The following is a 12,442-nucleotide window of genomic DNA, read 5'->3' on the forward strand; positions in this document are numbered from 1 at the left end:
CCGACGGTACGTGGCGCCCGGCGCTTCTACCCGGCGGAGGTCCCTTCCTGACCGCGCGCCGCGGCGGCGCGACGGATCGCGGCCCGCCGCGCGGTGACGTATTTCAGGCCGATCAGCCCGAGCCCCGCACCCGCCAGACAGGTCCAGATCAGCCACGTATGGCCGTGATCCGCGTACCAGCCGTAGAAGGGGAGCTGCACGACGAACAGCACGGCCCAGATGATCGTGCCGACTGTGACAGTGGCCACATCGTTGGCCTCCAGCGGCTCTGGGGCCTCGCGCAGGGGGGTCCGGTTGCTGCTCATGCGCCCATCGTAAGGGGGCCGGTCGCGGCGCCCGCGAGGTGGTGGCGGCCGTGCGGTTCAAGGATCTACGCGCGCAGATGGCGTTTGACAAGTTGTTTATTCATACTGAAGCAGCCACGCGCTGGCCGAATTTGTTCGTATGATCATCCAAGCTGAGCACCTTGAGGACCCGTATGCCGCCCGCCGCCCCCGGCCTTGACCGCTATTTCCGGATCTCCGAGCGCGGGTCCAGCATCCCGCGGGAGATTCGCGGCGGTCTCGCCACGTTCTTCGCGATGGCGTACATCATCGTGCTCAACCCGATCATCCTCGGCACCGCCGTGGACAAGTACGGCCACCACCTGGTCGGCGGCCAGCTCGTCACCGCGACCGTGATCACCGCCGCCTTCACCACCCTGCTGATGGGCGTGGTCGGCAATGTGCCGATCGCGCTCGCCGCCGGGCTCGGTGTGAACACCGTCGTCGCCCTCCAGCTCGCGCCCAAGATGAGCTGGCCGGACGCGATGGGCATGGTCGTGCTCGCCGGTTTCGCGATCATGATCATGGTCGCCACCGGGCTGCGGGAGCGCGTGATGAGCGCGGTGCCGCTCGGCCTGCGCAAGGGCATCGCGATCGGCATCGGCCTGTTCATCATGCTGATCGGCCTGGTCGACTCCGGCTTCGTCACCCGTATCCCGGACGCCGCTCACACCACCGTGCCGCTCCAGCTCGGCTCCGACGGCCACCTCAACGGCTGGCCCGTGCTGATCTTCATCCTCGGCACGCTGCTCACTCTGGCGCTGATCATCCGCAAGGTCGCGGGCGCGATCCTGATCTCCATCGTCGCGATGACGGTCCTCGCGGTGATCGTGGACGCCGTCGCCGACATCCCCGCGGCCAACTGGGGCCTCACCGTTCCCAAGTGGCCCGGCAATCCGGTCGCCAGCCCCGACTTCGGCCTCGTCGGCAAGGTCAGCCTCTTCGGCGGCTTCCACCAGGTCGGCATCCTGACCGGCGTGCTCTTCGTCTTCACCGTGCTGCTGTCCTGCTTCTTCGACGCGATGGGCACCATCCTCGGCGTCAGCGACGAGGCGGATCTGCTCGACGAGAAGGGCGACCTGCCCGGCATCAACAAGGTGCTGATGATCGACGGCATCGCCACCGCCGTCGGCGGCGCCTCCTCCTCGTCCGCCAACACCTGCTTCGTGGAGTCCACGGCGGGCGTCGGCGAGGGCGCCAGGACCGGTCTCGCCAGCATCGTGACCGGTCTGATGTTCGTGCTCGCGCTGTTCTTCACACCGCTGGCCACCATGGTCCCGGCCCAGGCGGCCACGCCCGCCCTGGTCGCGGTCGGCTTCCTGATCCTGGCGGGCTCGGTCCGGGAGATCGACTGGAGCGACTTCACCATCGCGGTGCCGGCGTTCCTGACCATGGTGATGATGCCGTTCACGTACTCGATCACCAACGGCATCGGCATCGGCTTCCTGAGCTTCTGCCTGCTGCGGCTGGCCGCCGGCCGCTGGCGCGAGGTGCCGGTCGCGCTCTACGCCGTGGCCGCGGTCTTCGCCTTCTACTACCTGATGCCCGCGCTCGGCCTGCTCTGAGCCGGTGCCTGAGGGGTGGGGGCGGGTCCGCTCAGCGGCCCGTCCTGCCCGTAGAACCGCTCCGTCTCGTCGACGGCCGTCTTGAACCGTTCGTCGAAGTCGTCACGGATGAGCGCCTGGACCACATAGTCCTGGGCGCTCATTCCGCGTTTGGCGGCATGGTCGCGGATCCGGTCCCACAGGTCTGCGTCTATGCGGAGGCTGAGCACTCTCGATGCCATACGCCCAAAGGTCCCCGGACGGGGGGCCGCCGCGGGGGGCTTTCGGCGGCCATCTCACCCGTATGGGTGAGATAAGGGCACATGAGGGTTGAGTGGGGTCCCGCTTGGCCAAGTTTTACTTAGATTAGCTAATGAGCTAACCTAATGAACGTGACCGAACTGTCCGAGGACGACCGCGCCGCGGTGAATTCGCTGCGCTCCGCGGTGATGCGCCTGTCCCGCCGACTGCGCCACCAGCGTGTCGACGAGACGCTCAGCCCGACCGAGATGGCGGTGCTGGGCACCCTGGCCCGCTGCGGGTCCGCCACCCCTGGCGAACTGGCCCGCAGGGAACACGTGCAGCCGCCGTCGATGACCCGCATCGTGGCGATGCTCGAGGCCAAGGGGCTGGTCCGCCGGGAACCGCACCCCGACGACCGGCGCCAGGTCGTGGTGAGCCAGACCGAGCAGGCCGAGGCGATCCTCGCCGACGCCCGCGACACGCGGAACGCCTGGCTGGCCCGGCTCACCGAGGGGCTGACCGACGAGGAGCGCGCGGTGCTCCGCGAGGCGGCTCCCGTCCTGGAGAAGCTCGCTCACCTGTGACCGGTAGGACGTCGTACGACGCGCGTGAACCGTATGACCGTATGACCTGCACGAACCGTAGGACCTGCATGACCAGCACGACCAGCACGAACCGCACGACCGTATGCACCGCACGAGCTGTATGACCCGTACGACACCTGTGCCGCGCGAGCCATCGGACAGCATGACCGACCACCTGTTGAAGGGGAGGCGAGACCCGATTGAGTTCGGCAGCCGGACCAGGCACCGCAACCGAACCTGACCGACCCGCGGACGGCAGGACGAGCACCTTCAGCTCGCTCAAGGTCCGCAACTACCGGCTTTTCGCGACCGGCGCCGTGGTGTCCAACACCGGCACCTGGATGTCGCGGATCGCCCAGGACTGGCTGGTGCTCAGCATCACCGGCTCGTCCTTCGCGGTGGGCATCACCACCGCGCTGCAATTCCTGCCGATGCTGCTCTTCGGCCTCTGGGGCGGCGTCATCGCCGACCGCTACCCCAAGCGGCAGATCCTGATCCTCACCCAGGCCGTACTCGGCCTCCTGGGACTCCTGCTGGCCGCCCTCACCCTCAGCGGTGTCGTCCAGGTCTGGCACGTCTACACGATCGCCTTCCTGCTCGGCATGGTCACCGTGATCGACAACCCCGCGCGGCAGACCTTCGTCATGGAGATGGTCGGCCCGAGCCATGTGCGCAACGCGGTCTCGCTCAACTCCGCGAACTTCCAGTCCGCGCGCCTGATCGGCCCCGCCGTCGCCGGTGTGATGATCACGGCCGTCGGCAGCGGCTGGGCCTTCCTCTTCAACGGCCTGTCCTTCATGGCCCCGCTCGTCGGCCTGCTGCTGATGCGCACCTCCGAGCTGCACCGGGTCGACCGCGTGCCCCGCGGCAAGGGCCAGCTCCGCGAGGGCCTGCGCTACGTGGCGGGCAAGCCGGACCTCATCTGGCCGATCGTCCTGGTCGGCTTCATCGGCACCTTCGGCTTCAACTTCCCGATCTGGCTCTCCGCCTTCGTCAACCAGGTCTTCCACAGCGGCGCCAGCACCTACGGCCTGCTCAACACCCTGATGGCGGCCGGTTCCCTGCTCGGCGCGCTGCTCGCCGCCCGCCGCACCCGTACCCGGCTGCGCATGCTGGTCGCCGCGGCCTGCGTCTTCGGGCTGCTGGAGGCCGCCGCGGCCGTGGCGCCCGCCTTCTGGATCTTCGCCGTCCTGCTGGTCCCGATCGGCATCTTCGGCCTGACCTTCAACACGACGGCCAACGCCACCGTCCAGCTCGCCACCGAACCCGTCATGCGCGGCCGGGTGATGAGCCTGTACATGATGGTCTTCGTCGGCGGCACCCCGATCGGCGGTCCGGTGATGGGCTGGGTGACCGACACCTACGGCGCCCGCGTCGGCTTCCTGTCCGGCGGCCTGATCTCCGCGGCGGCCGCGGTGGCCGTCGCCATCGTCCTGGCGCGGATCGGGGGCCTCCGGCCCCGTCTGAACCTGCGCCGCGGCAGGACCAAGGGCCGGCCCCTGCTCTCCTTCGTGCCCCGCGAGCCGGTCACCGGCGACGTGGACGCCGAGGACGCGCCGGAGGCGGCGGGGGAGGGCGCTCCGGCGCCCGGCCCGGACGCGAAGACGCCGACGCCTCAGGGCCAGGCGCGGGCCACGTCCCAGGCGCGGGACCGGTCTCAGTCCCAGGCGCGGCCTCAGACCCAGCCTCAGGGCGACGAGTCGGCACCCCGGCTCACCCCGGCCGTATGACCGCGCGGGTTCACGGAGCCGGTGCGGGCGGCTGCCCAGGCGCGGGACCGGTCCCAGGCTCAGTCCCGGACCCGGTCCCAGGCGCGGCCCGTATGAGCCCGCGCGGGCTCACGGGACCGGTGCAGGCGGCGGCCCCCGCCGGGTCGGTTCCGGCACGGTCAGTTCCGTCCCGGTCGGTTCGGGCACGTCTGCCTACGGCATGCCTCGCTCCGGCCCGGTCGGTTCGGGCACGGCTGGTTACGGCACGTCTGCTTGTGGCACGCCTCGCTCCGGCCCGGCGTGTTCCGGGCCGCCGCCCGGTCACGGCTCGCTGGGCCACGGCTCGCCCGGTCCCGGTACGGCCGGTGCCGTGAGGCTCTTCGTCGCGCTGCTGCCGCCACCGTTCGTCGCCGACGAACTGGCCGACGCGGTCGGCCCGTTGAGGCGTCTGCCCGACGCCTCGGCGCTGCGCTGGACCGCCCGGGAGAGCTGGCACTTCACCCTCGCCTTCCTCGGCGAGGTGGCCGACCCCGTCAGACCCGAGCTGGCGGAACGCCTCGGCCGGGCCGCCGCCCGTCACGAACCCTGCGCACTGCGGCTGTCCGGCGGCGGCCGGTTCGGCGACCGCGCGCTGTGGGCGGGCGCCGACGGCGACCTGACCGGTCTCGCCGCGCTGGCCGGCTCCGTACGGGCCGCGGCCCGGCGGGCGGGCGCGCCACCCGACGCGGAGCACGCCTTCCGGCCCCATCTCACCCTGGCCCGCACCCAGCGCGGCCACGCGGTGAGCCTGCGGCCCTTCGCCGACGCCCTCGCCGCCCTCCACGGGGCGGCCTGGAGCGCCGACACCCTCCACCTGGTCAGCAGCGCCCTGCCGCGCTCCGGGGTCCCCGGCGAGCAGCCCCGCTACACGACGCAGGAGTCCTGGCGGCTGGGCCGCCCGGCGGCCCACCGGCCGGAGGGGTGACCGGGGCCGGTTAACCTCGGGGTGTGGACCCCAAGACCCGTACTCGTGTGATGACCGCCGCCTTCGTCCTGATGCTCGTGGTGGTGGTCGTCGCCGCCGCGCTGGGCTGACCCGCGGCGGCACCCCGGACCGTCCGTCCACACCACCCGGCCGTCCGGGCCGGATCACGGCTCGGCGGGCACGGCCGCCGCGGCTGTTCCGAGCGCCGCGCCCGCCGTACCCGCCGTGTTTCTCCGGGCTCCGCCGTGTTTCTCCGGGCTCCGCCGTGTTTCTCCGGGCTCCTCTGGGTTCCCTCGGTGCCGGGACCTACCAGGCGAAGGCTTCCGGGGAGGGCCCAGGACCGGGGAAGATCTCGTCGAGCGCCGCCAGGAACTCCTCCGACAGCTCCAGCTCCAGCGCGCGCAGCGCCGAGTCGAGCTGGTCCTGGGTGCGCGGGCCGACGATCGGACCGGTCACACCCGGACGGGTGAGGAGCCAGGCGAGACCGACGTCACCGGGCTGGAGGCCGTGCTTGTCGCACAGGTCCTCGTATGCCTGGACCTGGTCGCGCAGCTTGCCGTCCTGGAGCGCCTTCGCGGTGTGCCCGCTGGTGGAACGCGCGCCGCCGCCCTCGCGCTGCTTGCGCAGCGCGCCGCCGAGCAGACCGCCGTTCAGCGGCGACCAGGGGATCACGCCGAGGCCGTAGTGCCGCGCCGCCGGGATGACCTCCATCTCCGCCCGCCGCTCCGCCAGGTTGTACAGGCACTGCTCGGTGATCAGACCGAGCGAACCGCGCCGCGCCGCCGCCTCGTTGGCCTGCGCGATGTGCCAGCCCGCGAAGTTGCTCGACCCGGCGTAGAGGATCTTGCCCTGCTGGATCAGGACGTCGATCGCCTGCCAGATCTCCTCCCACGGAGTGTCCCGGTCGACGTGGTGGAACTGGTAGACGTCGATGTAGTCGGTGTTCAGCCGCTTGAGGCTGGCCTCGACGGCGCGCCGGATGTTGAGCGCGCTGAGCTTGTCGTGGTTCGGCCAGGGCTCGTCGTCGGTGCCCATGTAGCCGTTCACCTTGGTGGCCAGCACCGTCTTGTCGCGGCGGTCGCCGCCCTTGGCGAACCAGGTGCCGATGATCTTCTCGGTGCGGCCCTTGTTCTCACCCCAGCCGTAGACGTTGGCGGTGTCGAAGTAGTTGACGCCCGCCGCGAGGGCCGCGTCCATGATCGAGTGGCTGTCCGCCTCATCCGTCTCCGGGCCGAAGTTCATCGTGCCGAGAACCAGACGGCTGACCTTGAGGCCGGTACGTCCGAGCTGTGTGTACTCCATGGCGTTCAGCCAAGCTCTTGGAGTGCGCTCGAATCAAGGGGCAATCCGGGGGGCACCCGCGGCGTCGTCCGCCGTTCGGCCCGCGGTCCTGGCGCCGTTCGGCTCAGTACTCGTTGTAGGGCGCCCCGATGTCCCACGCCTGGTACATCGCGTCCGCGAAAGCCGCCGCCAATTTGTGCTCGCCCGCCGCGTTGGGATGGGTGCCGTCATAGGTGTGGAGCAGGATGTCGTACCCCTCGGGGCGGGAGGCCAGCAGCAGCGGCGAGGCGGGCGAGTCGTGCTCGGCGACCGCCTTCGCCATGCGGGTGTTCAGCTCCGCGCACTGGTCCGCGAAGCCCGGATCCAGATCGGCCCTGGTGTTGGGGATGACCGGCAGCAGCACCATCCGCAGTTCGGGGCCCGCCGCGCGGGCCGCCGCGATGAACCGCTCCACATTGCGCGCGGTCTGCTCGGCGTCGGTGTAGAAGCCGAGGTCGATCAGGCCGAGCGATATCAGCAGCACGTCCGGGCGGTGCTCCCGTACGACGTCGCCGATCATCGGCACCATGTGGTGCCAGCCCTCGCCCCAGCCCGCCAGATGCCGCCTGGCCCGCTCCGGGAACAACGGGTCGGCGTAGTCGGAGGAGACGGCCGCGCCGGCCGCCGTGTCGTACAGCGTGGTGCGCGGCCCCACCACTGTGAACGGCTCGCCCAGCTCGTTCAGGTGCTGCCACATGCGGTAGCGCCACGTGTAGTCGCCCGCGGCGCCCACGGTCATGGAGTCGCCGACGAATAGGTAACGCATGCCGGGCATCATCCCCGACCGCCCGCCGACCAGGGACACTGGGGTGCATGCGTGCGTATCTCCTGACGGCCGCCGCGTGCGCCGCCGTGGCCCTGGCCTGCGGCACCGCCGTACCCGCCGTCGCCGACAGCGGCCCCTCGGTCGCCTTCTCCCTCCGCGACCCGCGGATCACCGAGTCCAGCGGCCTGGCCGCCAGCCGCCTCCACCCCGGCGTGTACTGGACGCACAACGACAGCGACGACGGCCCGTACGTCTACGCCGTCGACTCGGCCACCGGCAAGACCATGGCCAGGGTGACCATGCGCGGCATCCACGCGCGGGACGTGGAGGCGATCTCCCTGGGCCCCGACGGCGACCTCTACGTGGGCGACATCGGCGACAATCTGGGCGGCACCTGGCCCGAGGTCTGGATCTACCGCTTCCCCGAGCCGAAGCAGCTCGGCGACCGCACCGTCGACGTCACCCGCTACACCGTCCGTTACGACGCGGGACCCCGCAACGCCGAGGCCCTGATGGTGCATCCGAAGACGGGCCGGGTGTACATCGCCAGCAAGGATCAGGACGGCGGCGCGCTTTACGCCGGTCCGGCCGACCTCAGCGCGGGCGGCGTCAACACCTTCCACCGCATAGCCGACGTCCCCTGGGTGACCGACGGCGCCTTCTCGCCCGACGGCACCCGACTGGTGCTGCGCGGCTACCTCGGGGCGACCGGCTACCGCTGGGCCGACGGGGCCCCGCACAAGATCGGCAGCCTCGACGTCCCCATGCAACGGCAGGGCGAGTCCGTCACCTTCACCACCGACGGCCGGAATCTGATGTTCGGCAGCGAGGGCAAGAACAGCGACGTGTGGCGCGCGCCGCTCAGCGGCGACGAACTGCCCGACAGCGTGGCCGCCTCGGCGAGCGCGTCGGCGGACGACCACAAGGGCTCTCAAGCCTCTTCCGCAGCCTCTCCCGGGGCCTCACCGGGCACGGCCAAGGACACCGGCACCACGAGCACCGGCAGCAGGGTCGTGGGCATCGGGGTGCTCGCCGTGATCGGCGCCATCGGCGTGGGCGCCCGCAAGCTGCTGCGCCGCAACCGGGAACGCCACCGCGACTGACGCCGACTGGGCGCGGCGGTACGGGCGTACGGGCGGTACGAGCGGGATGGGCGGGCCGACAATACGACGGTATGCCGCGACCCCGGCCGTCCTGCCTGGCCGGGGTCGCGGTTGCCGTATGTGTGGCAGCGGTCAGAGCTGACCGATGACGTAGTCGATGCAGGCGGTCAGCGCCTCGACGTCGGCCGGGTCGACGGCCGTGAACATCGCGACCCGGAGCTGGTTGCGGCCCAGCTTGCGGTACGGCTCGGTGTCCACGATCCCGTTGGCCCGCAGCACCTTCGCGACGGCCGCCGCGTCGACGCCGTCCTCGAAGTCGATGGTGCCGATGACCTGCGAGCGCTGCGCGGGGTCCGCCACGAACGGCGTCGCGAAGGAGGACTTCTCCGCCCAGCCGTACAGCCGCGACGCGGAGTCGGCGGTGCGCTTGACCGCCCACTCCAGACCGCCCTGGCCGTTGATCCACTCGAGCTGCTCCTTGAGCAGGAAGAGCGTCGACAGCGCCGGGGTGTTGTACGTCTGGTTCTTCACCGAGTTGTCGATCGCCGTCGGCAGGTCGAAGAACGCCGGGATGTGCCGCCCGGACGCGGCGACCGAGGCCGCCCGCTCCAGCGCGGCGGGGGAGAAGGCGGCGACCCACAGGCCGCCGTCGGCCGCGAAGTTCTTCTGCGGCGCGAAGTAGTAGACGTCCGTCTCGGTGATGTCGACGGGCAGACCGCCCGCGCCCGAGGTGGCGTCCACCAGGACCAGGGCCCCGGCGTCCGCGCCCGCGACCCGGCGCAGCGGCGCCGCGACACCCGTGGACGTCTCATTGTGCGTGAAGGCGTATACGTCGACGCCCGCCTCGGCGACCGGCTCCGGGTGCGTACCCGGCTCCGACTTCACGATCGTCGGCTCCTGGAGCCACGGCGCGAGCTGCGCCGCCTTCGCGAACTTCGACGAGAACTCGCCGAAGGACAAGTGCTGCGACTTGCTGTCGATCAGCCCGTGCGTGGCGATGTCCCAGAACGCGGTCGAGCCGCCGTTCCCGAGCACCACCTCGTAGCCGTCGGGCAGCGAGAAGAGCTCCTTGACTCCCTGGCGGACCTGGCCCACCAGGTTCTTCACCGGCGCCTGCCGGTGGGAGGTACCGAGCAGGGACGTCCCGGTCGCGGCCAGCGCTTCGAGCGCTTCCGTCCGCACCTTGGAGGGGCCCGCCCCGAATCGTCCGTCGGCGGGCTTGATGTCAGCGGGAATCTCGATATCGGCCACGGTCGCAGCGTAGTCCGTCACGGGCGTGTTTCCGGGAGCGTTCCATCGGGTGAGACGGTGTCACACAGGGTGTGCGCCCCGGCCGGCCGGGCACCTGGCCCCACGTCGCGCACCGGCGCGCGAAACAGCGAAGGGGCGCGCGAGGACCGGCCCGACGGCCCTCCCGCGCCCTGCGCCGAAATGCGCCGCGGTTCAGTGCGCGATGCTCGCGAAACCCTCGATGTCCCGCGGTCCGCGGACACCGGGCCCCACGTAGCGCGCCGAGGGCCTGACAAGGCGGCCGGTACGTTTCTGCTCCAGGATGTGCGCGGACCAGCCGGCCGTACGGGCGCAGGTGAACATCGAGGTGAACATGTGCGCCGGGACCTCCGCGAAGTCCAGCATGATCGCCGCCCAGAACTCGACGTTCGTGGCGAGCACCCGGTCGGGGCGGCGGGCGTGCAGCTCGGCGAGCGCCGCCTTCTCCAGCGCCTCCGCGACCTCGTAGCGCGGCGCGCCCAGCTCGCGCGCCGTACGCCGCAGCACGCGCGCCCGCGGGTCCTCCGCGCGGTAGACGCGGTGGCCGAAGCCCATCAGGCGCTCACCCTTGTCGAGGGCGGCCTTCACGTACGCCTCCGCGTCCCCGGTCCGCTCGATCTCCTCGATCATGCCGAGGACGCGGGACGGCGCGCCGCCGTGCAGCGGGCCCGACATGGCGCCGACCGCGCCGGACAGCGCTGCGGCGACGTCCGCGCCGGTCGAGGCGATGACCCGGGCGGTGAAGGTGGAGGCGTTCATGCCGTGCTCGGCCGCCGACGTCCAGTACGCGTCCACCGCCGCGACGTGCTTGGGGTCGGGCTCGCCGCGCCAGCGGATCATGAACCGCTCGGCGATGGAGTGCGCCTTGTCGATCTCCTTCTGCGGCACCATGGGCAGCCCCTGGCCGCGCGCGGACTGGGCGACGTACGACAGCGCCATCACCGCGGCGCGCGCCAGGTCGTCGCGCGCCTCCGCCTCGTCGATGTCCAGCAGCGGCCTGAGACCCCACACCGGGGCGAGCATGGCGAGCGCGGACTGCACGTCCACCCGGATGTCGCCGGAGTGCACCGGGATGGGGAAGGGCTCGGCGGGCGGCAGACCGGGGTTGAACTTCCCGTCGACCAGCAGGCCCCACACGTTCCCGAAGGACACATGGCCGACCAGGTCCTCGATGTCGACACCGCGATAACGCAGCGAACCGCCTTCCTTGTCGGGCTCGGCGATCTCCGTTTCGAACGCGATGACTCCCTCGAGTCCGGGTACGAAGTCGGACATGAGGCGGCTCCTCTTGATGATCACGACAGTGCGGTGGTGCGGCAGTGCCTGATGAATGAGATGACGACGGTGCCCGGGGGTGTGCGGGCGGGAGTGTGCCGGACGGGCCGACCCCACGGTCATGCCCCGCCCGAGGGGCTGTCACCCTGCTCCATCCGGATCAGCCTGGACCGTCCCACGATCCGCCGGACAGGACCTGGCCCCGGCCGGTCATTCTCCTTGCTGCCGGACGCGCCGGACAGCGTGAGTTCCGGCACATTCGCGGACGTCGGCGCCGGGACCCGCCGTCCTGCAAGATGTGCCCGTGCGACAACCACATGAAGAGCGCCAGGTGCAGCCCCTCCCGGCCGCGGACCCGGCGGCGATGCGCGAGCAGTACCGGGCCGCGGGACTGACCGAGCCGGAGCTGGCGGCCGACCCCTACGAGCAGTTCGCCCGCTGGTTCGCCGACGCCGTACGGGCACGGGACGACGGCGCGCTCGCCGAACCCAACGCCATGGTGGTGTCCACGGCCGACGCCGACGGCGTACCCAGCTCCCGTACGGTCCTGCTCAAGGGCTACGACCAGCGCGGGTTCGTTTTCTTCAGCAATTACGCGTCGCGCAAGGGCCGCGAGCTGGCCGCCAACCCGCACCTGGCGCTGCTCTTCCCCTGGCATCCGATCGCCCGCCAGGTGATCGTCGGGGGCTCGGCGGCGCGCGTGCCGCGGGACGAGACGGCGGCGTATTTCCGCAGCCGCCCGTACGGTTCGCGGATCGGCGCCTGGGCGAGCGAGCAGTCGGCCGTGGTGGCCTCGCGCGAGGTGCTGGAGGCGCGCTACGCGGAGCTGTGCGCGCGCTGGCCGGAAGGGACGGACGTGCCCGTACCGCCGTTCTGGGGCGGCTTCAGGGTCGAGCCGCGCACCGTCGAATTCTGGCAGGGCCGGGAGAACCGGCTGCACGATCGGCTGCGCTATACGCGCGGTGCGGACGGCGGATGGGGAATCGAGCGCCTGGCGCCGTAAAACGCGGGTGCCGGAACGCCGGTGCTGGAGCGTGGGTCCCGGAAGGCCGGTCCTTGAGGGCCGGTCCTGGAGCGCTGGTCCTGGAGCGCTGGTCCTGCTGGAACGCGAACGACCCGCGGGCTGCTCCCCGGAGCCAGGAGGCTCCGGGCACCGGCCGGACAAGTCCGACGAGCCCGCGGGTCGGGTGAACTGCGTGGGATTGGCGCGCTTCGCGCACGCCCAGTGCGCGGAGCTAGCCCGCAGCCACCTCACGTGTCCGAGTGCACTTCATGCGTCAGACCACCTCCCTTCGTGTGTCCCGCAACAGTAAGAAGCCGGCCGGAACCGCACAACCTATTT

At 71.1% G+C, this 12,442-nt stretch carries 12 protein-coding genes; 6 read left to right on the top strand and 6 right to left on the bottom strand.

Annotation, left to right across the window (positions count from 1 at the left end; all coding sequences use genetic code 11):
- Nucleotides 1-26: 26 nt before the first annotated feature.
- Nucleotides 27-305, bottom strand: a complete 279-nt coding sequence (locus tag ABZX65_RS12940; RefSeq protein ID WP_355337425.1) for a DUF2530 domain-containing protein — start codon at nt 303-305, stop codon at nt 27-29.
- A gap of 173 nt (nt 306-478) precedes the next feature.
- Here ABZX65_RS12940 and ABZX65_RS12945 point away from each other — a divergent pair, with 173 nt between their 5' ends.
- Nucleotides 479-1,888, top strand: coding sequence for an NCS2 family permease (locus tag ABZX65_RS12945; protein ID WP_355338046.1), 1,410 nt, complete (start codon nt 479-481; stop codon nt 1,886-1,888).
- Here the strand turns inward: ABZX65_RS12945 and ABZX65_RS12950 are convergent.
- Nucleotides 1,858-2,109 (bottom strand): ribbon-helix-helix protein, CopG family, encoded by a 252-nt coding sequence (locus ABZX65_RS12950; protein ID WP_355337428.1) that lies wholly within the window; start codon nt 2,107-2,109, stop codon nt 1,858-1,860. The genes ABZX65_RS12945 and ABZX65_RS12950 overlap by 31 nt on opposite strands.
- A gap of 144 nt (nt 2,110-2,253) precedes the next feature.
- On the opposite strand from ABZX65_RS12950, the gene ABZX65_RS12955 reads away from it, so the two are divergent.
- The 3 genes from ABZX65_RS12955 (at nt 2,254) to thpR (ending at nt 5,367) form a co-directional block, all read left to right on the top strand.
- A complete protein-coding gene (locus ABZX65_RS12955; RefSeq protein WP_355337431.1) occupies nt 2,254-2,694 on the top strand; it encodes a MarR family transcriptional regulator in 441 nt (146 codons plus the stop codon).
- Nucleotides 2,695-2,894: 200 nt separating this feature from the next.
- Entirely contained in the window at nt 2,895-4,424 is a 1,530-nt protein-coding gene (locus ABZX65_RS12960; protein WP_355337434.1) for an MFS transporter, read from the top strand.
- Between the two features lie 349 nt (nt 4,425-4,773).
- Nucleotides 4,774-5,367 carry an RNA 2',3'-cyclic phosphodiesterase gene (gene thpR / locus ABZX65_RS12965; protein ID WP_355337437.1) on the top strand — a complete coding sequence of 198 codons (594 nt, stop codon included), beginning with the start codon at nt 4,774-4,776 and terminating at the stop codon, nt 5,365-5,367.
- Between the two features lie 306 nt (nt 5,368-5,673).
- On the opposite strand, the gene ABZX65_RS12970 is transcribed toward thpR, so the two are convergent.
- Both ABZX65_RS12970 and ABZX65_RS12975 read right to left on the bottom strand, forming a co-directional pair.
- Nucleotides 5,674-6,669 (bottom strand): aldo/keto reductase, encoded by a 996-nt coding sequence (locus ABZX65_RS12970; RefSeq protein WP_355337440.1) that lies wholly within the window; start codon nt 6,667-6,669, stop codon nt 5,674-5,676.
- A 103-nt stretch (nt 6,670-6,772) separates the two neighbouring features.
- Nucleotides 6,773-7,453, bottom strand: a complete 681-nt coding sequence (locus ABZX65_RS12975) for a GDSL-type esterase/lipase family protein (RefSeq protein ID WP_355337443.1) — start codon at nt 7,451-7,453, stop codon at nt 6,773-6,775.
- Nucleotides 7,454-7,500: 47 nt separating this feature from the next.
- Here ABZX65_RS12975 and ABZX65_RS12980 point away from each other — a divergent pair, with 47 nt between their 5' ends.
- Nucleotides 7,501-8,556 (top strand): hypothetical protein, encoded by a 1,056-nt coding sequence (locus ABZX65_RS12980; protein ID WP_355337446.1) that lies wholly within the window; start codon nt 7,501-7,503, stop codon nt 8,554-8,556.
- A gap of 132 nt (nt 8,557-8,688) precedes the next feature.
- Here ABZX65_RS12980 and serC read toward each other — a convergent pair whose 3' ends face one another.
- Together serC and ABZX65_RS12990 are read right to left on the bottom strand one after the other, a co-directional pair.
- The gene (gene serC, locus ABZX65_RS12985; RefSeq protein ID WP_355337449.1) at nt 8,689-9,807 is read right to left on the bottom strand and encodes a phosphoserine transaminase; all 1,119 of its coding nucleotides are present in this window, start codon (nt 9,805-9,807) and stop codon (nt 8,689-8,691) included.
- A 192-nt stretch (nt 9,808-9,999) separates the two neighbouring features.
- A complete protein-coding gene (locus ABZX65_RS12990) occupies nt 10,000-11,100 on the bottom strand; it encodes a citrate synthase 2 (protein WP_355337452.1) in 1,101 nt (366 codons plus the stop codon).
- 364 nt (nt 11,101-11,464) lie between these two features.
- Here ABZX65_RS12990 and pdxH point away from each other — a divergent pair, with 364 nt between their 5' ends.
- Nucleotides 11,465-12,103 carry a pyridoxamine 5'-phosphate oxidase gene (pdxH, locus tag ABZX65_RS12995; protein WP_355338049.1) on the top strand — a complete coding sequence of 213 codons (639 nt, stop codon included), beginning with the start codon at nt 11,465-11,467 and terminating at the stop codon, nt 12,101-12,103.
- Nucleotides 12,104-12,442 lie beyond the last annotated feature (339 nt).

It is taken from the genome of Streptomyces sp. NPDC003300, from assembly GCF_040610915.1.
Lineage (GTDB): Bacteria > Actinomycetota > Actinomycetes > Streptomycetales > Streptomycetaceae > Actinacidiphila.